This is a genomic window from Aquabacterium sp. (assembly GCF_030652515.1).
Classification (GTDB): domain Bacteria; phylum Pseudomonadota; class Gammaproteobacteria; order Burkholderiales; family Burkholderiaceae_C; genus Aquabacterium.
Map to the genome: position 1 here is coordinate 126,376 of NZ_JAUSAR010000116.1, position 19,291 is coordinate 145,666.

Genomic DNA, 19,291 nt, shown 5'->3' on the forward strand with positions numbered 1-19,291 from the left:
CCAGGCCATGGATCCGCAACAAGTCCTGACCATAGGCCGTGATGGCCTGTTGACCTTGCTCACCGTGTGCGCCCCGATCCTGATGGTGGTGCTGGCCGTGGGCCTGATCGTCAGCATCTTTCAAGCCGCCACGCAGATCCATGAAGCGACCTTGTCCTTTGTGCCCAAGCTGCTGGCCGCTTTCGCCACACTGGGCATTGCTGGCCCGTGGATGCTCAGCACCCTGGTGGACTACATCCAGCAAGTCCTGCAGTCGATCCCGAACGTGGTGGGCTGAGCGTTGATCACCTTCAGCGAAGCCCAGGTGATGGCGTGGATCACGCCGTGGCTGTGGCCTTTCTTTCGCGTGATGGGCTTGTTCACCGCCGCTCCGATCTTGTCGATGCGCGCCATTCCCCGGCGCGTGCGCATGGGCCTGGGCGTGTTGATCGTGCTGGCCGCCCAGCCCAGCCTGCCCCCCATGCCCGTGGTGGCCTTGAACTCACCTGAAGCACTGATGGTATTGGCGCAGCAGGTGCTGATCGGCCTGACCATGGGCTTTGCCGCGCGCGTGGTGTTTGCCGCCATCGAGTTCGCCGGTGAAATCGTGGGCCTGCAGATGGGCTTGAACTTCGCCAGTTTCTTCGACCCCATGAGCGGTGGTCAGGCCACGGCCGTGAGTCGCTTTTACGGCACCTGCGCCGCCTGGTTGTTCGTCGTCATGAACGGCCACTTGCTGCTCACCGCTGCGGTGGTGCACAGCTTCAACACCTTCCCCGTGGCGCCCGAGCCACTGGCCTTTCTGAGCGTGATCCAGCCCCAGGTCTGGGGGGCAGAGATCTTCAAGATCGGGCTGTGGGTGTCACTGCCCGTGGTGGCCATGCTGTCCCTGGTCAACCTGGTGATGGGCTTGATCTCGCGCGTGGCACCGCAGATGAACATCTTCTCGATCGGCTTCCCGGTGACCCTGGGCGTGGGCCTGACCGGCTTGTGGCTGACCCTGCCGATGATGCAGATGCCGCTGACCATGGCGATCGAGCGCATGCTGGGCTACTTCCAGTAGCCCACCGTTGGCGCCTGCTCAAACCGGCCGGTTCTCGTTGGGGTTGCGCACGGGGCCCATCAAGCCCAGACCTTCCGCATAGGTGATGGTGTCGAAGGTGATGTCGTACTTGAGGGCAGCATTGACGATGGCGTCCAGCTTGCCGGCGGTGTCCAGCTTCTTGAGGTCGTTCTTCTCAAGGTAGAGCAATTCCAGCAACTCGTTGTAGACCGTGCCTTCGTCCAGCGGCAGCACGTAGAACATGGCGCCTTTGTAGGGCACCTGGTACTTCTTGCTCAGGTCCATGTTGTTGCAGAACAGGAAGTACTTGCCGCCTGCGGTGAGCGCGCTGCCGAGCACTTCGGCCACGTCCTTCAAATGCTCGAACGACAACAAGTAGCCCGCGAAGAACGGGATGGTGGTTTCGCCCGTCAAGGCCATCGCCATCACCTGGTCGCAGGTCAGCTCCGGTGGGCGGGCCTCGTCGGCCAGTTGCGCTGAAAAACGCAGGGCCAGCTCACCGCGAAAGCCAAATCGGCCCGGCTTGTGCGTGAGGCCCTTGAACACGGGGTTCTGCAGGTGTCGGCCCTTGTCCAGGCGGCCCAGGGCCGTTTGTTCGATGGGGGGCTGGTCGATGGTCACGCTCATGATGAGATCCTTCAGGGTCAACTCGGTCGGTCTTGGCGGATGAAATCCGCCGTCTTGAAAAATGCCTGCATGAGCTGCTCGCGCAACACCGCGTCAGGCACGACTTCCTGCAATGCGCCGCTCATGCAGAGCAGCCACGCATCTCGCTCGGGCACACCGATGTGAAAGGGCATGTGCCGCTGCCTCAGTCGGGGGTGGCCTCGCTGGGCTGAATACTCGCGGGGGCCCCCCAGCCATTCACTCAGGAACAGCTTGAAGATCCGTTTGGTCATGGCCAGATCGGGCTCGTGCATGGCGCGGATGCCCGCTGCCTGAGGCAACGTGTCCATCAATCGGTAGAAGGCATCGACCAGTTGACCAATGCCTTGCTCGCCACCGATTTGCTGGTAGTGCGGGTTGGCCGGGGGGGCGATGGTCGTGGGGTTCATGTGCCCCACCAATGCAATCGGCATACCAGTGTTCACGTGCGCCCACCGCTCCTATGAGGCGGGGTGGAAAGGGGGCTGGCGGCCCTCGTCGCACATGTGAAGTTCACGACGCGAATGATCTGTTTTGTCGGGTTCCGAACAAACAAATCAAAGGGCGTTGCGCAGCCTGTGAAAGCCATATTCATCAATGAAATCAATGGCTTGAGTGATTCGCCTCATGGTGGCACGGCAGTTGCGATACAGACCCTGCGCAGACCATGTCTGGCCAGAACGTGGCGATACGAAGACCTACAACGGCACCAAAGGCACATCAGGGTCGCGGCTTCGCAACCTGCTTTTAAACCTCAGCTTTTCTGGAGAACTGAAATGGCTTCATTGAGACAGATCGCCTTTTATGGCAAGGGTGGCATTGGCAAGTCCACCACCTCGCAAAACACCTTGGCTGCGCTGGCCCAGATGGGTCAGAAGATCCTCATCGTCGGCTGCGATCCCAAGGCCGACTCGACCCGCCTGATCTTGCACGCCAAGGCCCAGGACACCATCCTGTCGCTGGCCGCTGAAGCCGGTTCGGTGGAGGATCTGGAGTTGGAAGACGTCATGAAGGTGGGGTACCGCGACATCCGCTGCGTGGAATCCGGTGGTCCAGAGCCAGGTGTTGGTTGCGCTGGTCGCGGTGTGATCACCTCGATCAACTTCCTGGAAGAAAACGGCGCCTATGACGGCGTGGACTATGTCTCCTACGACGTGTTGGGCGACGTGGTGTGCGGCGGTTTCGCCATGCCCATCCGCGAAAACAAGGCCCAGGAAATCTACATCGTCATGTCCGGCGAAATGATGGCCATGTACGCCGCCAACAACATCTCTAAGGGCATCTTGAAGTATGCCAACTCGGGTGGTGTGCGCTTGGGTGGCCTGGTCTGCAACGAGCGCCAGACCGACAAGGAACTGGAGCTGGCCGAGTCCCTGGCCAAGATGCTGGGCTCACGCCTGATCCACTTCGTGCCGCGCGACAACATCGTGCAGCACGCCGAGTTGCGCCGCATGACCGTGCTGGAGTACGCGCCTGAATCCAAGCAGGCCGAAGAGTACCGCACGCTGGCCCAGAAGATTCATGCCAACGCCGGCAACGGCACCATCCCCACCCCCATCACGATGGATCAGCTGGAAGACCTGCTGATGGAGCACGGGATCATGAAGACGGTCGACGAAACACAAGTCGGCAAAGCCGCTGCCGAGCTGGCAGCGTAAGTAGGGAGGGGGGGCCGAGGGGGCCTCTCCCTCGGTCCATCCTGAAAGCACATAACGGAGTCCACCATGAGCATGACCGTTGAAGAACGCAAGGCCACCAACAAAGCCTTGATTGATGAAGTCCTGAAGGCCTATCCCGAAAAGATGGCCAAACGGCGCGCCAAGCACCTGGGTACCTTTGAAGAAGGCAAGCCCGATTGCGGCGTCAAGTCCAACATCAAGTCATTGCCAGGTGTGATGACGATCCGCGGTTGCGCTTATGCAGGCTCCAAAGGCGTGGTGTGGGGCCCGATCAAGGACATGATCCACATCTCGCACGGCCCGGTGGGCTGCGGCCAGTACAGCTGGGCGGCGCGCCGCAACTACTACATCGGTGTGACCGGTGTGGACACCTTCGTGACGATGCAGTTCACGTCCGACTTCCAGGAAAAAGACATCGTGTTCGGCGGTGACAAGAAGCTGGAAAAGATCGTTGACGAAATTCAAGAGCTGTTCCCGCTGAACAAAGGCATCTCGGTTCAATCGGAGTGCCCCATCGGCCTGATCGGTGACGACATCGAAGCCGTGTCCAAGAAGAAGTCCAAAGAGCACAACAACCACACCATCGTGCCGGTGCGTTGCGAAGGCTTCCGTGGCGTGTCCCAATCGTTGGGCCACCACATCGCCAACGACGCCATCCGCGACTGGGTGTTCGAGGGCAAGACCAAGAAGGAACACGAGTTCGAGGCCACCCCGTACGACGTGGCCATCATCGGTGACTACAACATCGGCGGCGACGCCTGGTCCAGCCGCATCCTGCTGGAAGAGATTGGCCTGCGCGTGATCGCACAGTGGTCGGGCGACGGCACCATCGCCGAGCTGGAAAACACCCCCAAGGCCAAGCTCAACGTGCTGCACTGCTACCGCTCGATGAACTACATCAGCCGGTACATGGAAGAAAAGTACGCCATTCCCTGGGTGGAATACAACTTCTTCGGCCCCACCATGATCGAGAAGTCCCTGCGTGAAATCGCCAGCCACTTCGACGACACCATCAAGGCCAAGGCCGAAGAAGTCATTGCGCGCTACAAGCCTTTGATGCAGGCCGTGATCGACAAGTACAAGCCCCGCCTGGAAGGCAAGACCGTGATGCTGTTCGTGGGTGGCCTGCGCCCCCGTCACGTGATCGGCGCGTATGAAGACCTGGGCATGAACGTGGTCGGCACCGGCTACGAGTTCGGCCACAACGACGACTACCAGCGCACCACGCACTACGTCAAAGACGGCACCCTGATCTATGACGACGTGACCGGCTACGAGTTCGAGCAGTTCGTCGAGAAGATCAAGCCTGACCTGATCGGCTCGGGCATCAAGGAAAAGTACGTGTTCCAGAAGATGGGCGTGCCCTTCCGCCAGATGCACAGCTGGGATTACTCCGGCCCGTACCACGGCTATGACGGCTTCGCGATCTTCGCGCGTGACATGGACATGGCCATCAGCAGCCCGATCTGGGGCCTGACCCGTGCGCCCTGGAAGGCACTCGCTGCCGCCTGACACCTGTAGACACTGACTGGAGAATCACCATGCCACAAAGCGCAGACAAGATCCTGGACCACGAGTTCCTGTTCCGCGAACCGGAATACGTGGACATGCTCGAGGGCAAGAAGGCCTTCGAGTTCAACCACCCAGACGACAAGATCAAGCAGATCGTCGAATGGACCAAGACCGAGGACTACAAGGAAAAGAACTTCGCCCGCGAAGCCTTGACCGTCAACCCCGCCAAGGCCTGCCAACCGCTTGGGGCGGTGTACGCCGCCAACGGCTTTGCCAAGACCCTGTCGTTTGTTCACGGCTCGCAAGGCTGCGTGGCGTACTACCGCTCGCACTTTTCGCGCCACTTCAAGGAGCCAACCTCCTGTGTTTCTTCGTCGATGACGGAAGACGCAGCCGTGTTCGGCGGCCTGAACAACATGGTCGATGGCCTGGCCAACACCTACAACCTCTACAAGCCAGAGATGATCGCCGTGTCGACCACCTGCATGGCCGAGGTGATTGGTGATGACCTGAACGCCTTCATCAAGACCTCGAAGGAAAAGGGCAGCGTGCCGGCGGAGTTCGACGTGCCCTTTGCACACACTCCGGCCTTTGTGGGCAGTCATGTCACGGGTTATGACAACGCCGTGCTGGGCATCTTGCAACACTTCTGGGATGGCAAGGCTGGCACCGTGCCTGCCCTGGAGCGCGTGCCCAACGACACGGTCAACTTCATCGGCGGCTTCGATGGCTTCGTGGTCGGCAACATGAAGGAGATCAAGCGCATCTTCGGCCTGTTCGGCATCGACTACAACATCATCTGTGACCCGTCCGAAGTGTGGAACACCCCCACCGACGGCGAGTTCCGCATGTACGAAGGCGGCACCACCAAGGAAGACGTCGTCCGCGGCCTGCACGCCAAGGCCACCATCGTCTTCCAGGAGTTCTGCAGCGAAAAGACCATCAAGTACCTCAAGACCAAGGGTCACGAGGTGGTGGTGCTGAACAGCCCCATCGGCGTGGCGGGCACCGACCAGTTCCTGATGGCCTTGTCCAAGGTCACCGGCAAGCCGATCCCGGCCGAGCTGGAGCTGGAGCGTGGTCAACTGGTCGACGCCATGGCCGACAGCCAGGCTCACCTGCACGGCAAGCGCTATGCCATGTATGGCGACCCTGACCAGATGCTGGGCATGACCCAGTTCCTGCTGGAGCTGGGCGCCGAGCCGGCCCACGTGCTGGCCACCAATGGCACGGACGAGTGGGCGAAGAAGGTGCAGGCCTTGTTTGACTCGTCGCCTTATGGCAAGGGTTGCAAGGTCTACCCCAAGCGCGACCTGTGGCACCTGCGCTCATTGCTGCACACCGAGCCGGTGGACTTCCTGATTGGCAACACCTACGGCAAGTACCTGGAGCGCGACACCAACGTGCCCCTGATCCGCATGGTGTTCCCGATCTTTGACCGCCACCACTACCACCGCTACCCCATCTGGGGTTACGACGGCGCGATGCGCGTGCTGATCACGCTGCTGGACGAGTACTTCGAAGCGCTCGATGCCAACACCATCGTGCCCGGCAAGACCGACTACTCGTACGACATCATCCGCTGATGTGAGGCCTCCGGTGGTGGGGCCTGGCCCGACCACCGGAGGATTGTCCAAACTGCAATTTGCGAGATCACCATGGCCAACGTGACCTTCACTTCCCCGAGCATGAAGAAGGACCTGACGGTGTATGCCATCGCTGGCGACACCAGCACCTTGCTGGCCCTGGCCAAGGCGAACAAGGTGCCTGTCGAGTTCGAGTGCGAGAACGGCGAATGCGGCTCCTGCCAGGTGCAGGTCAGCGTGCTGTCGGGCAATGCGCCTTACGGCGTCGCCTTGACCCAGAAAGAGAAGACGGTGCTCAAGCTGGCCGGCAAGATCACCGCTCAGCAGATTGAGGACGCCGAGACCAAGGACATGCCGCCACCTTGGCGCCTGGCCTGTCAGTTCATCGTCCGCAATGAAGACATCGTGGTGAGTTTCTGATCATGGCCGCCACCACCTATGTCAAAACCACCCAGGACGGCCGCCTGGTTGAGGTGATCGACGGCCAGCTTTGCCTGGGCGGACAGCCCGAAGCCGACACCCTGGTGCCCTTGATCGAGCACCCCAACCGCCAAGCCATTCAGAAAGCCGTGCCGGGCGCGACCCACATGGCTGGCCGTGTGCCTTTGCGCCATGACGAAGCCGCGATCGCACAGGGGGCCATGGACATCACGAAGCGCGCCTTCGTCAACGACCCGGTCGCCATTGCCGAGCGCTTTCGCAAAGTGATCTGGGCCAAGGCGCAGGCCGAAGGCGTGGAGTGAAGGGGCGGCCATGATCTACGTGCTTGAGATCCACGGACCCCAGGAAGCCCAAGCCTGGTTTGCCTTCGATGGGCACGACCTGCTGCGCAAGGTGCAGGCCCAGGATCCTTTGCAGCCGTGGGAAGTGTTTGACGAGATCTCACCGCGCGAGCTGATGGATCTCGTGCGAGACGGCCCCCTGGACGAAGCCGCCAGGCAGGCCTTTCCCGCCATTGCCGCGCTGGGCGATCAACACGGCTGGGACACCACCTTGTTCCGCGCCGACCACCTGCTGGGCGCGGGCATGTACCAGCCCGATCCGATCAAGGTGGAGCAGGCCTGCCTGGCCGCCCTGGACCAGCGCACGGGCATCCGCCGCGTGTACTGGACCGACCAACAGGCCATTGCCGCCATCGAAGGGCAAGAGCCCTTGTTCGAAGCCTTGGGCGGCTGGCGTGCGCGCCACGCCCTGAGAGAACAGTTGTTGTCCCTGGAAGTGCTGGCCGAAGACGTGTGAAGCGTCGCATCTGGAGTTGACCATGTCTGCATCGCTCAAGCAAAAGATCGCCGAAGTTTTTGACGAGCCTGGCTGCGACAAGAACGTTGGCAAAAGCGAGAAAGAGCGCAAGAAGGGCTGCACCAAGCAACTCTCGCCCGGCGCGGCCGCAGGCGGTTGCGCTTTTGACGGCGCCAAGATTGCCCTGCAGCCCATCGTGGACGTGGCCCACCTGGTGCACGGCCCCATCGCCTGCGAAGGCAACTCCTGGGACAACCGGCACAGCGCCTCGTCCGGATCGCAGCTCTACCGCACCGGCTTCACCACCGACATCAGTGAGCTGGACGTGATCTATGGCGGTGAAAAGCGCCTGTTCAAGTCCGTCCGCGAGATCATCGAGAAGTACGACCCACCGGCCGTTTTCGTCTACCAGACCTGCGTGACCGCGCTGATCGGCGATGACATCGAGGCTGTGTGCAAACGTGCCAGCGAGAAGTTCGGCAAGCCGGTGATCCCTGTCAACAGCCCCGGTTTTGCGGGCCCCAAGAACCTGGGCAACAAGCTGGGCGGCGAGTCCATCCTGGACTACGTCATCGGCACCGAAGAGCCCGCCTTCACCACGCCTTACGACATCAACATCATTGGCGAGTACAACCTCTCGGGCGAGTTGTGGCAGGTCAAACCTTTGCTCGATGCCCTGGGCGTGCGCATCCTGTCGTGCATCTCGGGCGATGGCCGCTATCACGAGGTGGCCAGCAGCCACCGCGCCAAGGTCAACATGATGGTGTGCTCCAAGTCGATGATCAACATCGCCACGCGCATGCAGCAAAAGTGGGACATCCCCTACTTTGAAGGTTCCTTCTACGGCATTGGCGACACCAGCGACACCCTGCGCCAAATCGCGCGCCTGCTGGTGCAGCGCGGCGCAGGGGCCGATTTGATTGACCGCACCGAGCGCCTCATCGAGGTCGAAGAAGCCCGTGCCTGGAAGCGGCTGGAGTACTACAAGGCGCGCCTGAAGGGTAAGCGCGTGCTGCTGATCACCGGTGGCGTCAAGAGCTGGTCGGTGGTGTCGGCCCTGCAAGAGGTGGGCATGGAGATCGTGGGCACCTCGGTCAAGAAGTCCACCAAGGAAGACAAGGAAAAGATCAAGGAGATCATGGGCGACGATGCCCACATGATCGACGACATGACCCCGCGTGAGATGTACAACATGCTGCGCGATGCCCGCGCCGACATCATGCTGTCAGGGGGGCGCTCGCAGTTCATCGCCCTGAAGGCGCGCATGCCCTGGCTGGACATCAACCAGGAACGCCACCACGCCTACGCAGGCTATGAAGGCATGGTCGGGTTGGTTGAAGAGATCGACAAGGCGCTCTACAACCCCGTGTGGCAGCAGGTTCGCATCCCCGCCCCGTGGGACGAAGCCGACGCCGGCCTGCTGGCCGTCTGAAGGAGCCCGCCATGGCCAAAACCCTCGAATCCAAAAAGGCCTGCACGGTCAACCCCTTGAAGATGAGCCAGCCCCTGGGCGCCAGCTACGCCTTCATGGGCCTGGACAACTGCATGCCCGTGATGCATGGCTCGCAAGGCTGCACCTCGTTTGGCCTGGTGCTGCTGGTGCGCCACTTCAAAGAGGCGATTCCCTTGCAGACCACGGCCATGAACGAAGTCACCACCATCATGGGTGGCTACGAGAACATCGAGGCTGCGCTGCTCAACATCCGCAAGCGCGCCGCGCCCGCCATCATCGCCATCTGCTCCACCGGCCTGACCGAGACCAAGGGCGACGATGTGGACGGCTACCTGGCCACGGCTCTGCAACGCAAGCCTGAGTTGCAGGACACCGCCCTGGTCTACGTGTCCACGCCCGACTACGTGGGCGCCTTTGAAGACGGCTGGCGCCACGCCGTGACCGGCATCATCAAAAGCGTGGTGGCCCCGGTCACGGGCGAGCAGGCCTTCATCGGGCAAGAGCGCGTGGCCAAACAGGTCAACCTGCTGCCCGGCAGCCACCTCACGCCAGGCGATTTGGACGAGTTGAAAGAGATCATCCAAGCCTTTGGCCTGAGCGTGATCACCTTGCCCGATGTGTCCGGCTCACTGGACGGGCACATCCCCGGCGACTGGCGCGGCACCACCCTGGGCGGCACCACGCTGGACGAAATCCGCAGCCTGGCCACGTCGGTCGCCACGCTGGCCATCGGCGAGCAGATGCGCGATGCGGCCTCGGCGCTGGAGGCGCTCACCGGCACGCCCTACCACCTGTTCGATCGGCTCACCGGCCTGGAGTGCAATGACCGCCTGCTGATGCTGCTGTCGGAGTTGAGCGGTCTGCCCGTGCCCGCCAAGTACCGCCGCCAGCGCAGCCAGTTGCTCGATGCCATGCTGGACGGCCACTTTTACCTGGGCGGCGTCAAGGTGGCCATTGGGGCCGAGCCCGACCTGATGTTCGCCGCCGGGTCGCTGCTGAATGAGATGGGCGCGCAGCTGAAGTGCTGCGTCACCACCACGCACTCGGCCGTGCTGGCGCAACTGCCCGCCGACACCGCCTTGCTGGGCGACCTGGAAGACCTGGAAAAAGGCGCCGCCGAGTGCGACCTGCTGATCACGCATTCGCATGGGCGTCAGGCCGCCGAGCGGCTGAACAAGCCCTTCTTGCGGCTGGGCTTTCCGATCTTTGACCGCATCGGCAACGCCCACCGCGTGATGGTGGGCTACCGCGGCACGCGCCAGTTCATCTTCGAAGTGGCCAATCTGATGATGGCCCACATCCCGCACGCAGACGAGGGCAGCTGGCCCTTGCCCGACATCGCCCAGCGCGTGGCCCGGCCCTTGGTGGCCGAGCCCGAGCTGACCTCGCCCCTGACCCTTGACGGAGTCGAACCATGAAAATTGCCTTCAGCACCCAGGATAAGCAGCGCGTGGACGCGCACTTCGGCTGGGCCAAAAACATCCTGGTCTACGACGTGACCCCGGCGGGCTACACCTTTGTCGAAAACTTCGAGTTCGGCGGCAAGCTGGAAGAAGACGGCGACGAGGACAAGCTGGCCCCCAAGCTGGAAGCCATCAAGGACTGCGCCATCTTGTACGTGGCGGCCATTGGCGGTTCGGCTGCGGCCCGCGTGGTCGCCACGAAGATCCACCCGATCAAGGTGCCCCAGCCCGAGCCCATCCTGGACATCCTTGAAAAGCTGCAAGACGTGCTCAAGGGCACGCCACCCCCCTGGTTGCGCAAGGCCCTGCAAAAGGGCACTGAGGCAGCTGCCCCCAACTTTGAAGACGAAGACGAGGTCAACCATGGCTGAAGCCACACTGGACGCGCCCACCACGCCATCGGACGAGGCCCTCATGGCCACGCCCTTCGTGAGCGAACTCATCAAGGTGCTGCGCGCGCAAGACACCCACGGCGCCTGGGAGGGCAAGTCGGACCTGGCCTTGCTGGGCCCCTACATCCTGACCGCCGAGCAGCGCCGCGAGTTGCCCATCATTGGCGACCCCGACCCCGAGATCCTGTGGCGCATGGAGCTGTTCTACAACGCCGTGGGCGTGGCCATTGAGCGCGAGACCGGCAATATGGTCAGCCCCATGATGAAGATGAGCCACGAAGGCTTTGGCCGCCTGGTGCTGTTGGCCGGCCGCCTGGTCGTCTTCAACAAGCAGTTGCGCGATGTGCACCGCTTCGGCTTTGCCTCGCTGGCCAAGCTGGCCGAGCAGGGCGGCAAGTTCCTGTCGGAGGGGATCGCCATGGTGCGCCAATACCCCGACGTGGCCAACTACGGCGCTTGATCGCAAGGAGACCCGCATGGATGCCGATGAACTCAAGCTCAGGATCAAGAAGCTGAACGCCCAGGCCACGCAGGCCAAGATGGACCTGCACGACCTGTCGGAAGACCTGCCCACCAACTGGGAAAACATCCTGAGCGTGGCCCAGCGTTGCCACGATGCCCACGCTGCCTTGACCGAGGCCCGCAAGGCCGCTGCCGCCGCGAGTACGCCATGAGCACTTTTTCCATCACCATGCCCAGCGGTGAAACCTGGGAGCCCCAATTTGTTCAGACGATCAACGAGGCCACCTGCATTGGCTGCGGCCGTTGCTTCAAGGTGTGCCCGCGTGGCGTGCTGGAGCTGGTGGGCCTGGACGACCAGGGCCAGCGCGTTGCCATAGCGTCAAGCGACGATGACGACGAAGAAGAATACGAAAAGAAGGTCATGACCATTGCGCACCAGGAGCTGTGCATTGGCTGCACGGCCTGCTCCAAGATCTGTCCGAAGAAGTGCTACACGCACGCCGCGGCCAGCGTTTGACCCCATTCATGGGTCATCATGGAGGCCCAGGTTTCAGGAGCGGGTGATGAACAGGCTGGTTTTGGCGGGCGTGCTGTCCCTCACGGTCTGGTCGGCGCAGGCCGATCAGGTGCAGGTGGCCGTGGCCGCCAACTTCGCCGGGCCCTTTCAAAAAATCACCGCCGACTTTGCGGCCGACACCGGCCACACCGCCGTGGCCATCGCCGGGTCCACGGGCAAGTTCTACACGCAGATCAAGTCGGGCGCGCCGTTCGAAGTGCTGCTGGCCGCCGACGACGAAACCCCCAAGAAGCTGGAAGACGAAGGCTTGGCCGTCAAGGGCCAGCGCTTCACCTACGCCAAGGGCACGCTGGTGCTGTGGAGTGCCAAGCCGGGCTTCGTAGATAACCAGGGCCAGGTCTTGAGCAAAGGCGCCTTCAACCACCTGGCGCTGGCCAACCCCAAGCTGGCCCCCTACGGTGCCGCGGCCGAGCAGGCCTTGAAGGCCTTGGGCCTGCACGACAGCCTGCTGCCCAAGTTTGTGCAGGGCGACAACATTGCCCAGACACAGCAGTTCATCGCCACCGGCAATGCCGAGCTGGGCTTTCTGGCGCTGTCCCAAGTGGCCCCGCCCGACAAGCCCGCCGTGGGCTCCTGGTGGGTGGTGCCAGCCAAGCTGTACGCCCCCATCCTGCAAGATGCCACCGTGCTCAAAAGAGGCGAGGGCAACCCGGCCGCCGCCGCCCTGATGAAGTACCTGCGCGGTGACAAGGCCCTGGCCGTGATCAAGGCCTACGGCTACGGGCTGTGATGCTGGACGCCGATGACCTGCAAGCCCTGAGGCTGACCGCCGAACTGGCCAGCGTCACCACCGCGCTGCTGCTGGTGCTGGGCACGCCCATCGCGTGGTGGCTGGCCCGCACGCGGTCGCGGCTCAAGGGCGCGGTGGCGGCGGTGGTGGCCTTGCCCCTGGTCCTGCCGCCCACGGTCATCGGCTTTTACCTTTTGATGCTGATGGGGCCCGAAGGGCCGGTGGGCCGCTTCACCAGCATGATGGGCTGGGGCCTGTTGCCCTTCACCTTCTGGGGGCTGGTGGTGGCCTCCATCCTGCATTCGCTGCCCTTCGTGGTCCAGCCACTGCACCAGGCGTTTGAAGCTTTGGGCAGGCGCCCGCTGGAGGTGGCCGCCACCTTGCGCGCCGGCCCCTGGGACCGCTTCATGACCGTGGCCCTGCCTCTGGCTCGGCCCGGCTTCCTGACGGCGGCGGTGCTGGGCTTTGCGCACACCGTGGGCGAGTTCGGGGTGGTGTTGATGATCGGCGGCAACATTCCCGGCGCCACGCGCGTGCTGTCGGTGGCCTTGTACGGGCACGTCGAGGCCATGGACTACGGCAAGGCGCATTTGCTGGCGGCGGGCCTGGCGGGCTTTGGCTTCGCGGTCATGTTCCTGCTGTACTTCTTGAACGGACGGTCCTTGCGCAGCCAGGGGGCGTCGCATGTCTGACATCCTGGTCGACCTCAAACTGGCCTACCCCGGCGGCTTTGCGCTAGACGTGTCGCTTCATTTGCCAGGGCAGGGCGTGAGCGTTCTGCTGGGCCCCTCGGGCTGCGGCAAAACCACCGTGCTGCGCGCCCTGGCCGGCCTCGAGCGGGCCCAAGGCGCGGTGCAAGTGAATGGCCAGGTCTGGCAAAACGGCCAGCAGTTCTTGCCCACCCACCAGCGGCCCATTGGCTACGTCTTTCAAGAGGCCAGCCTGTTTGCGCACCTCACGGTCCAGGGCAACCTTCTTTATGGCCTCCAGCGCACTCCCAAGACCGAGCGCCGGGTCACGATGGACGAGGCCGTGGACTTGCTGGGCATTGCCCACCTGCTGGACCGCCGGCCTGATCGCCTGTCGGGTGGCGAGCGCCAGCGTGTGGCCATTGCGCGGGCCCTGTTGACCAGCCCACGCATCCTGTTGATGGACGAGCCCTTGTCGGCGCTCGATGCGCAACGCAAGGCCGAGGTGCTGCCCTTTCTGGAGCGCCTGAACCAACAGTCCGGCGTGCCCCTGATCTACGTGACCCATGCCCTGGATGAGGCCGTGCGGTTGGCCGATCACCTGGTGCTGATGTCGGCCGGGCGGGTGGTGGCCAGTGGCGCTTCCTGCGACATGCTGGCCCGGCTGGACTTGCCTTTGAGCCAACTGGACGAAGCCAGCGTGATGCTGCCTGGCACGGTGGCCGAGCACGATGCCCGCTACGGGCAAAGCCGCATCGACGTGAGCGGTCTGCCGCTGTGGGTGGGCCTGCACCAGGCGCCTGTGGGGCAAGCCGTGCGTGTGCGCGTGCTGGCCCGCGACGTGAGCGTGGCCCTGAGCCACCGCGCTGACAGCAGCATCGTCAACATCCTGCCCGCCCACATTGAGGCCTTGCGCGACGACGGCCCCGACACGGTGACCTTGCAGCTTCGCCTTCAGTCGCCCGATGGTGTGGATGCCCGGCAGGCGCCCGTTCTGCTGGCCCGCATCACGCGCCGCTCTCGCGATGCCTTGAACCTGGTGTCAGGTCAGGCGGTGTTCGCGCAGATCAAGGGCGCGGCGCTGATTCGCTGACAGACAACTGCGCCGCTATCTGGCGCAAGGCGTTCTCGAACACGGCGACCGGTTGTCCACCGGAGATCAAGTGCTGGTCATTGATGATCACCGCAGGCACCGAGTGGACGCCGCTGTTGGTGTAAAGCGCTTCTTGCGCCCGCACCTCGTCGGTGAACTCGCCGCTGTTGAGGATGGCCTGTGCGCGTTGCTCGTCCAGCCCCGCCTCGCGGACCGAGGCCAGCAGCACCTCGGGCGATTCCATGCTTTGGCGGTCGCGGTGGCAGGCTTGCAGCAGCGATTTCTTCAGGGCCAGTTGCTGATCGGGATGCTCCTCACCCGCCCAGTGCAGCAGGCGGTGCGCGTTGAAGGTGTTGTAGATGCGGCCACGCCCGGCAGGGCTGAACTCGAAACCCACCTCGGCACCGCGCTGGCGAATCGTCTCGCGGATCTGGGCCTGCTGCTCGGGCGACGAACCGTACTTTTGCGTCAGGTGCTCGCCGATGTCCTGGCCGCCGGGCGGCATCTGCGGGTTCAACTCGAAGGGCTGAAACCGCAGGGTGGCCGAGACCTCGCCTTGAAGGTGCTGCAGGGCCTGTTCCAGGGCCGACAGCCCGATGGCGCACCAGGGGCAGGAGATGTCGGAGACAAAATCGATTTTGAGCGTGGTCATGTGCAGATCGTACCCACAGACCAATGACCCCATGCGGGCTGCGTCAATCCCGATCAGGCGCGCCGGGCGGGAAGAAGCTGCGGAAGGGCCGGGCCTCGTCCACCGCGCGGGCGAACGATGGGCGGGCCAACAAGAGCTGGCGGTAGGCCCGCGCATGACCCAACCTGCTGTCGATGGGGTGCACCCAGTCGGCGTAGAACATGGCGGGGGCCGCTGCGCAGTCGGCCAGGCTGAAGCCCGTGGTGCAGGCCCATTCGCGGTCGGCCATGCGCTGGTCCAGCCAGCGGTAGGCGTTGTCCAAAAGTGCCTTGGCATCGGCCACGGTCCGCGCATCGCGCTGCTCGGCGGGCCGCAGGTAGTCGCCCACGATGCGCTGCATGGGCGTCATCACGTAGTTGTCAAAAAAGCGGTCCATGAAGCGCACGTCCAGTGCGGCGTCCGGGTCGGTCGGGATCAGGCGCACGGGGCCCGGGTGGTGCAGGCTCAGGTGCTCGATGATGATGGTGGCTTCCATCAAGGTGCGCGGGTCATCGACCAGCACGGGCATGCGCTTGAGCGGCCACCGTTGTGCGAAATCGAGGGTGACCTCGTCGCTGCCATCCAGCAGGCGAACCGTGTGCGGCGTGGCGTTCTCGTACAGCGCGGTCAACACCTTCTGGCAGTAAGACGAGAAGGGGTGGGCGTACAGGGTCAGGCTCATGCGAATGGCTCCTTCATGTGGGGCAATCTGGTCACGGGGATTCTGGCATTGAACGCGGCGGACCTTCGTCGGGCACCTGCTCACGCTCATGCAGGCCGTAGTCGCGCATGACGCTGGCCACGCGCAGCCGGTAGTCGGCAAAGACGTGCTCTCGCCCCGCCTGTTGGGCGCCACGGTGCGATTCCGCCGTGCGCCAGCGCTGAATGGCAGCCTCGTCCTGCCAGAACGACAGCGACAACAACTTGCCCGGCTGGCTCAGGCTTTCAAAGCGCTCGATGCCAATGAAGCCTTCGATGTGGGCCAACTGAACGGCCAGGGCTGCCGCCATGTTGAGGTAGGTGGCGCGCTTATCGGGGTGGGGCTCCACCTCGAAGATCACGGCCATCATGATGATGCCTCGACGGCTTCCAGAAAGCTGCGCTCTTCTTTCAGGATGAAGCGGCGCTCTTGTGCGAAGGCGAAGTTGGCGCGGCCCTGTTCGTCGGATTTCAAGCGGGCGCGGTAGGTCTCGTAGGCCGCCAGCGAGTCAAAGCCAATCAGGCCCCAGGCCACGTGGTTGCTGCCTTCGTGCGGCAAGAAGTAGCCCAGCAGCTTGCCGCCGCAACGGGGAATGATGTGCCCCCATTGCTGGGCGTAGTGCTTGAACTGCTCGCGCTGAAACGGATCGATCTCGTAGCGGATGAAACAGGTGATCATGGTCGGCCCTGCCTGAGTTTGGGTGGATGAACACCCTCACGATAGGCGCTTGATGCCACCCAATGGTTCGACTAAGCTCGAACCATGAAAGACGGCCCCAACATTGCCCGCATTGCCGCCCTGATCGGCGACCACGCCCGCGCCGAGGTGCTGACCGCGCTGATGGCGGACCGGGCCTTGACGGCCACCGAACTGGCCGCCGTGGCCGGTGTCACCAAGCAGACCATCAGCACGCACCTGGCCAAGCTGGTGGACGCGGGCCTGATCGCGGTTGATGCTCAGGGCCGCCATCGCTACTTCCGTCTGGCGGACCACGACGTGGCGCAGTTATTGGAATCGCTGATGGGCGTGGCCTTCAGAACCGGCGCGGTGCGCGTGCGCTCCAGCCCCCGCGAGCCCGCGCTGCGCAAGGCCCGCGTTTGCTATGACCACCTGGCGGGCGAGTTGGCCGTGGCGGCGTATGAGGGCCTGGTGCTGCGGGGCGTTCTGTCGGGGGGCGAGGGTGGCCTGCAACTGACAGAGCAGGGCGCCGCGTGGTTTGAATCGTTTGGGGTGGATGTGGCGTCGGCGAGCTCGCAGCGCCGCGCCCTGTGTCGACCCTGCATGGACTGGGGCGAACGCCGCCATCACCTGGGCGGGGCGCTGGGTGCAGCGCTGTTGCAGCGGCTGTTTGAGCTGGGGTGGGCGCGGCGGGCGAAGGACTCCCGGGTGGTGAGCTTCACGCCAAAGGGGGAGCAGGGTTTAGGGGCTTGGTCAGAGGTTCTCAGATGAGCAGTCGTGCCGGTGCCCCAGAAAGCTCGGTGGTCGGCGAGCATCTGAACCCGGGCCGCAAGGCAAAAAGCCTTGCGGCCAAGGATGCTGAACCCCAAACGCAAGGCACTTCACCCTTGCACTTTGCCCATCTGAGGCCGAAACGCCGAGCTTTTAGCCTTGCGCGCAAGGGGCTGCATCCCCAACGGCGACTCTTTGAGCCTTGCTGCGCAAGCCTTTGAACCCCAAGTGCCGGGCGCCAGAGCCTTGGCTGCAAGAAGAAAAGGCTTGCGAGCAAAGCCCGCCCACCCGACGGCCCATGAAAAAAGCCTCGCGAACGGGGCTTAGGTGCCTTGCGAGCCGGGCTTCAAGCAGCTTGCACCGGGCTTTCCGTGGCGCGCGCCTTGCGCGTGAAGCGAACGGACAGGGTCAAAGCTCATACCTTGATCTCCAAGGATGCGATCAGACCGCGTTCAAGCCGGAAGTCGTACCTGAGATCGACCGGACTGCCGGGGAAGTTTCCTGCAACTCGGCTGGTGACGAGGTGGCGCCCGTCCTTCTGCTCTAGCGCGAACGGTTCACTCGTGTAGGTGTACTTGCTTGATGCATCAACCTTCCACGCCCTGATGGCGTCATGGCCGACGTGGGAGCGGCCCTCATCTTTCACGACAGCTTGTGCCGTGAAGCATCGGACGACGGCCTCTTGGTTCTGTTGGTCGGCCGCGAAGTAGGCGGCGATGGGTTCGGGGAGGATCAGGGCGGTCATGGTGACTAACTCTGTGGTGATGAAGTCATCAGGATGCGACCGCTGGAGAATTTAGTGAATAGCCTAGAATTTGAATGATCTATGTAGAGTTGGATACAGAATGCGCGGGTCCGAGTTTGCCAAACTGAAAGCCTTTGCTGCCGTGGTCGAGAGGGCAAGCTTTGCGCGCGCGGCCGAGCATTTGGGCCTTTCACCCTCGGCGCTGAGCCAGACCATCCGTCAGCTCGAAGCCCGGCTTGACGCCAAGTTGCTGAACCGCACCACGCGAAGCGTGGCACCAACGGCTGCCGGGGATCAGTTGTATGGCCGCATCGCTCCGTTGTTCCGCGAGATGGCAGACGCCGTTGCCGAGGTGAGTGCGGCTGCCGGCCAGACGAGCGGAATGTTGCGCATCAATACCCTGGGAATGGCTGCACGACAGATCATCGCGCCTCGGCTTGGCCGATTCCACCGTGCACATCCCGACGTGGCGCTGGACATCGTGGTTGACGACGGACTGAGCGACATTGTTGCGGGTCGCTTCGACGCCGGTATCCGCGTGGGCGGGCGGCTAGAGAAGGACATGATCGCCGTGCGCCTGACGCCGGACGTGAAAATGATCGTGGTGGCATCGCCCGACTACCTGTCGCATCGCGGCACGCCGCGTTCACCTGCCGACCTGCACAGCCATGCCTGTATCAACTGGCGCCTTCAGGTTGATGGTCGATCCCATCGCTGGGCGTTCGAGAAGAAGGGCAAGCGGATCGAGATGGCAGTGGAAGGCCCATTGGTCACCAACAACTCGGACGTCGGCGTTGAAGCGGCACTGCAGGGACTGGGCATTGCCTACGCCTTTGACCGCGAGCGCGTCGATGAGCATCTTGCCCAAGGGCGGCTGGTGCAGGTTCTGACAGATTGGTCGATCACGCGGCCAGGGCTGTTCCTTTACTACGCGAATCGGCGTCATTTGCAGCCAGCGCTGAGCGCTTTCATCGACTGCCTGTTGGATCGTGACTTGTCAGCCTCGGAGTCAGGTTACGCCCCGAGATGACTCCATATGCCGGCCATAGAGTGGGGTCATGCCCACTGCGCAAGTGGCACGAGGGATACCGTGACGTCCGCAAAGCAGCTCAAACAGGAAGTCATTCGGTTTCGAGTGATTGTCAGCAAGCGCTGTACAGCCGCC

Annotated in this window: 26 protein-coding genes; 19 read left to right on the forward strand and 7 right to left on the reverse strand. The window is 63.1% G+C overall.

Annotation, left to right across the window (positions count from 1 at the left end; translation table 11 throughout):
• Positions 1-7 precede the first annotated feature (7 nt).
• Positions 8-277 carry a flagellar biosynthesis protein FliQ gene (gene fliQ, locus Q7V20_RS14335; RefSeq protein ID WP_304792357.1) on the forward strand — a complete coding sequence of 90 codons (270 nt, stop codon included), beginning with the start codon at positions 8-10 and terminating at the stop codon, positions 275-277.
• Positions 278-280: 3 nt separating this feature from the next.
• Positions 281-1,042: a flagellar biosynthetic protein FliR gene (gene fliR / locus Q7V20_RS14340; RefSeq protein WP_304792360.1), complete on the forward strand. Its 762-nt coding sequence runs from the start codon at positions 281-283 to the stop codon at positions 1,040-1,042.
• Positions 1,043-1,060: 18 nt separating this feature from the next.
• Here the strand turns inward: fliR and Q7V20_RS14345 are convergent, their stop codons facing one another.
• Positions 1,061-1,669 (reverse strand): hypothetical protein, encoded by a 609-nt coding sequence (locus tag Q7V20_RS14345; RefSeq protein WP_304792363.1) that lies wholly within the window; start codon positions 1,667-1,669, stop codon positions 1,061-1,063.
• Between the two features lie 17 nt (positions 1,670-1,686).
• Positions 1,687-2,097: a group II truncated hemoglobin gene (locus Q7V20_RS14350; RefSeq protein ID WP_304792369.1), complete on the reverse strand. Its 411-nt coding sequence runs from the start codon at positions 2,095-2,097 to the stop codon at positions 1,687-1,689.
• A 366-nt stretch (positions 2,098-2,463) separates the two neighbouring features.
• Between Q7V20_RS14350 and nifH the strand changes: the two genes are divergently transcribed.
• The 15 genes from nifH (at position 2,464) to modC (ending at position 14,562) form a co-directional block, all read left to right on the forward strand.
• Entirely contained in the window at positions 2,464-3,345 is an 882-nt protein-coding gene (nifH, locus tag Q7V20_RS14355; protein WP_304792371.1) for a nitrogenase iron protein, read from the forward strand.
• Positions 3,346-3,411: 66 nt separating this feature from the next.
• Complete coding sequence (gene nifD, locus Q7V20_RS14360) at positions 3,412-4,878, forward strand: nitrogenase molybdenum-iron protein alpha chain (RefSeq protein WP_304792375.1); 1,467 nt, start codon at positions 3,412-3,414, stop codon at positions 4,876-4,878.
• A gap of 29 nt (positions 4,879-4,907) precedes the next feature.
• The gene (gene nifK / locus Q7V20_RS14365) at positions 4,908-6,464 is read left to right on the forward strand and encodes a nitrogenase molybdenum-iron protein subunit beta (protein ID WP_304792378.1); all 1,557 of its coding nucleotides are present in this window, start codon (positions 4,908-4,910) and stop codon (positions 6,462-6,464) included.
• A 72-nt stretch (positions 6,465-6,536) separates the two neighbouring features.
• Positions 6,537-6,884: a 2Fe-2S iron-sulfur cluster-binding protein gene (locus Q7V20_RS14370; RefSeq protein ID WP_230179592.1), complete on the forward strand. Its 348-nt coding sequence runs from the start codon at positions 6,537-6,539 to the stop codon at positions 6,882-6,884.
• A 2-nt stretch (positions 6,885-6,886) separates the two neighbouring features.
• Entirely contained in the window at positions 6,887-7,207 is a 321-nt protein-coding gene (locus tag Q7V20_RS14375) for a hypothetical protein (protein WP_304792383.1), read from the forward strand.
• A gap of 10 nt (positions 7,208-7,217) precedes the next feature.
• Positions 7,218-7,703 carry a hypothetical protein gene (locus Q7V20_RS14380; RefSeq protein ID WP_304792385.1) on the forward strand — a complete coding sequence of 162 codons (486 nt, stop codon included), beginning with the start codon at positions 7,218-7,220 and terminating at the stop codon, positions 7,701-7,703.
• A 22-nt stretch (positions 7,704-7,725) separates the two neighbouring features.
• Positions 7,726-9,135 carry a nitrogenase iron-molybdenum cofactor biosynthesis protein NifE gene (gene nifE, locus Q7V20_RS14385; RefSeq protein ID WP_304792388.1) on the forward strand — a complete coding sequence of 470 codons (1,410 nt, stop codon included), beginning with the start codon at positions 7,726-7,728 and terminating at the stop codon, positions 9,133-9,135.
• Between the two features lie 11 nt (positions 9,136-9,146).
• Positions 9,147-10,574, forward strand: a complete 1,428-nt coding sequence (nifN, locus tag Q7V20_RS14390) for a nitrogenase iron-molybdenum cofactor biosynthesis protein NifN (RefSeq protein ID WP_304792391.1) — start codon at positions 9,147-9,149, stop codon at positions 10,572-10,574.
• Entirely contained in the window at positions 10,571-10,990 is a 420-nt protein-coding gene (gene nifX / locus Q7V20_RS14395; RefSeq protein WP_304792393.1) for a nitrogen fixation protein NifX, read from the forward strand. Before nifN ends, nifX begins: the two co-directional genes overlap by 4 nt.
• Positions 10,983-11,471, forward strand: coding sequence for a NifX-associated nitrogen fixation protein (locus Q7V20_RS14400; protein WP_304792396.1), 489 nt, complete (start codon positions 10,983-10,985; stop codon positions 11,469-11,471). The genes nifX and Q7V20_RS14400 overlap by 8 nt, the downstream gene beginning before the upstream one ends.
• Before the next feature lie 16 nt (positions 11,472-11,487).
• Complete coding sequence (locus tag Q7V20_RS14405) at positions 11,488-11,685, forward strand: CCE_0567 family metalloprotein (RefSeq protein ID WP_230179599.1); 198 nt, start codon at positions 11,488-11,490, stop codon at positions 11,683-11,685.
• Positions 11,682-11,990, forward strand: a complete 309-nt coding sequence (gene fdxB, locus Q7V20_RS14410; protein ID WP_304792401.1) for a ferredoxin III, nif-specific — start codon at positions 11,682-11,684, stop codon at positions 11,988-11,990. The genes Q7V20_RS14405 and fdxB overlap by 4 nt, the downstream gene beginning before the upstream one ends.
• 46 nt (positions 11,991-12,036) lie before the next feature.
• On the forward strand, positions 12,037-12,780 hold the full coding sequence (modA, locus tag Q7V20_RS14415; protein WP_304792404.1) for a molybdate ABC transporter substrate-binding protein: 744 nt from the start codon (positions 12,037-12,039) through the stop codon (positions 12,778-12,780).
• Complete coding sequence (gene modB, locus Q7V20_RS14420; RefSeq protein WP_370652478.1) at positions 12,777-13,472, forward strand: molybdate ABC transporter permease subunit; 696 nt, start codon at positions 12,777-12,779, stop codon at positions 13,470-13,472. The genes modA and modB overlap by 4 nt, the downstream gene beginning before the upstream one ends.
• A complete protein-coding gene (gene modC, locus Q7V20_RS14425) occupies positions 13,465-14,562 on the forward strand; it encodes a molybdenum ABC transporter ATP-binding protein (RefSeq protein ID WP_304792409.1) in 1,098 nt (365 codons plus the stop codon). The genes modB and modC overlap by 8 nt, the downstream gene beginning before the upstream one ends.
• Here the strand turns inward: modC and Q7V20_RS14430 are convergent.
• From Q7V20_RS14430 to Q7V20_RS14445, 4 genes are read right to left on the reverse strand one after another with little or no spacing between them, the layout of a single operon-like run.
• Positions 14,537-15,214 (reverse strand): DsbA family oxidoreductase, encoded by a 678-nt coding sequence (locus Q7V20_RS14430; protein ID WP_304792412.1) that lies wholly within the window; start codon positions 15,212-15,214, stop codon positions 14,537-14,539. The two genes, modC and Q7V20_RS14430, sit on opposite strands and share 26 nt — an antisense overlap.
• Before the next feature lie 43 nt (positions 15,215-15,257).
• On the reverse strand, positions 15,258-15,914 hold the full coding sequence (locus Q7V20_RS14435) for a glutathione S-transferase family protein (RefSeq protein ID WP_304792415.1): 657 nt from the start codon (positions 15,912-15,914) through the stop codon (positions 15,258-15,260).
• Positions 15,915-15,945: 31 nt separating this feature from the next.
• Positions 15,946-16,302 carry an antibiotic biosynthesis monooxygenase gene (locus Q7V20_RS14440; protein ID WP_304792416.1) on the reverse strand — a complete coding sequence of 119 codons (357 nt, stop codon included), beginning with the start codon at positions 16,300-16,302 and terminating at the stop codon, positions 15,946-15,948.
• The gene (locus tag Q7V20_RS14445) at positions 16,299-16,610 is read right to left on the reverse strand and encodes an NIPSNAP family protein (protein WP_304792419.1); all 312 of its coding nucleotides are present in this window, start codon (positions 16,608-16,610) and stop codon (positions 16,299-16,301) included. Before Q7V20_RS14445 ends, Q7V20_RS14440 begins: the two co-directional genes overlap by 4 nt.
• Before the next feature lie 84 nt (positions 16,611-16,694).
• On the opposite strand from Q7V20_RS14445, the gene Q7V20_RS14450 reads away from it, so the two are divergent.
• Positions 16,695-17,381: a helix-turn-helix transcriptional regulator gene (locus tag Q7V20_RS14450; RefSeq protein WP_304792421.1), complete on the forward strand. Its 687-nt coding sequence runs from the start codon at positions 16,695-16,697 to the stop codon at positions 17,379-17,381.
• 415 nt (positions 17,382-17,796) lie between these two features.
• Here the strand turns inward: Q7V20_RS14450 and Q7V20_RS14455 are convergent, their stop codons facing one another.
• Entirely contained in the window at positions 17,797-18,126 is a 330-nt protein-coding gene (locus Q7V20_RS14455; RefSeq protein ID WP_304792424.1) for a nuclear transport factor 2 family protein, read from the reverse strand.
• 100 nt (positions 18,127-18,226) lie between these two features.
• On the opposite strand from Q7V20_RS14455, the gene Q7V20_RS14460 reads away from it, so the two are divergent.
• Entirely contained in the window at positions 18,227-19,156 is a 930-nt protein-coding gene (locus Q7V20_RS14460; protein WP_304792427.1) for a LysR family transcriptional regulator, read from the forward strand.
• Positions 19,157-19,291 lie beyond the last annotated feature (135 nt).

What these genes read in the sequence shown, in the direction of transcription:
- nifD (WP_304792375.1), top strand. Translation starts at nt 3,412, where the DNA reads ATGAGCATGACCGTTGAAGAACGCAAGGCCACCAACAAAGCCTTGATT.
- Q7V20_RS14460 (WP_304792427.1), top strand. Translation starts at nt 18,227, where the DNA reads ATGCGCGGGTCCGAGTTTGCCAAACTGAAAGCCTTTGCTGCCGTGGTC.
- Q7V20_RS14440 (WP_304792416.1), bottom strand. Translation starts at nt 16,302, where the DNA reads ATGATGGCCGTGATCTTCGAGGTGGAGCCCCACCCCGATAAGCGCGCC.
- Q7V20_RS14455 (WP_304792424.1), bottom strand. Translation starts at nt 18,126, where the DNA reads ATGACCGCCCTGATCCTCCCCGAACCCATCGCCGCCTACTTCGCGGCC.
- nifE (WP_304792388.1), top strand. Translation starts at nt 7,726, where the DNA reads ATGTCTGCATCGCTCAAGCAAAAGATCGCCGAAGTTTTTGACGAGCCT.
- fdxB (WP_304792401.1), top strand. Translation starts at nt 11,682, where the DNA reads ATGAGCACTTTTTCCATCACCATGCCCAGCGGTGAAACCTGGGAGCCC.
- Q7V20_RS14375 (WP_304792383.1), top strand. Translation starts at nt 6,887, where the DNA reads ATGGCCGCCACCACCTATGTCAAAACCACCCAGGACGGCCGCCTGGTT.
- Q7V20_RS14405 (WP_230179599.1), top strand. Translation starts at nt 11,488, where the DNA reads ATGGATGCCGATGAACTCAAGCTCAGGATCAAGAAGCTGAACGCCCAG.
- modC (WP_304792409.1), top strand. Translation starts at nt 13,465, where the DNA reads ATGTCTGACATCCTGGTCGACCTCAAACTGGCCTACCCCGGCGGCTTT.
- Q7V20_RS14350 (WP_304792369.1), bottom strand. Translation starts at nt 2,097, where the DNA reads ATGAACCCCACGACCATCGCCCCCCCGGCCAACCCGCACTACCAGCAA.
- Q7V20_RS14400 (WP_304792396.1), top strand. Translation starts at nt 10,983, where the DNA reads ATGGCTGAAGCCACACTGGACGCGCCCACCACGCCATCGGACGAGGCC.
- Q7V20_RS14345 (WP_304792363.1), bottom strand. Translation starts at nt 1,669, where the DNA reads ATGAGCGTGACCATCGACCAGCCCCCCATCGAACAAACGGCCCTGGGC.
- nifH (WP_304792371.1), top strand. Translation starts at nt 2,464, where the DNA reads ATGGCTTCATTGAGACAGATCGCCTTTTATGGCAAGGGTGGCATTGGC.
- modA (WP_304792404.1), top strand. Translation starts at nt 12,037, where the DNA reads ATGAACAGGCTGGTTTTGGCGGGCGTGCTGTCCCTCACGGTCTGGTCG.
- Q7V20_RS14450 (WP_304792421.1), top strand. Translation starts at nt 16,695, where the DNA reads ATGAAAGACGGCCCCAACATTGCCCGCATTGCCGCCCTGATCGGCGAC.
- Q7V20_RS14380 (WP_304792385.1), top strand. Translation starts at nt 7,218, where the DNA reads ATGATCTACGTGCTTGAGATCCACGGACCCCAGGAAGCCCAAGCCTGG.
- Q7V20_RS14445 (WP_304792419.1), bottom strand. Translation starts at nt 16,610, where the DNA reads ATGATCACCTGTTTCATCCGCTACGAGATCGATCCGTTTCAGCGCGAG.
- Q7V20_RS14370 (WP_230179592.1), top strand. Translation starts at nt 6,537, where the DNA reads ATGGCCAACGTGACCTTCACTTCCCCGAGCATGAAGAAGGACCTGACG.
- nifK (WP_304792378.1), top strand. Translation starts at nt 4,908, where the DNA reads ATGCCACAAAGCGCAGACAAGATCCTGGACCACGAGTTCCTGTTCCGC.
- Q7V20_RS14430 (WP_304792412.1), bottom strand. Translation starts at nt 15,214, where the DNA reads ATGACCACGCTCAAAATCGATTTTGTCTCCGACATCTCCTGCCCCTGG.
- Q7V20_RS14435 (WP_304792415.1), bottom strand. Translation starts at nt 15,914, where the DNA reads ATGAGCCTGACCCTGTACGCCCACCCCTTCTCGTCTTACTGCCAGAAG.
- nifN (WP_304792391.1), top strand. Translation starts at nt 9,147, where the DNA reads ATGGCCAAAACCCTCGAATCCAAAAAGGCCTGCACGGTCAACCCCTTG.
- nifX (WP_304792393.1), top strand. Translation starts at nt 10,571, where the DNA reads ATGAAAATTGCCTTCAGCACCCAGGATAAGCAGCGCGTGGACGCGCAC.
- fliQ (WP_304792357.1), top strand. Translation starts at nt 8, where the DNA reads ATGGATCCGCAACAAGTCCTGACCATAGGCCGTGATGGCCTGTTGACC.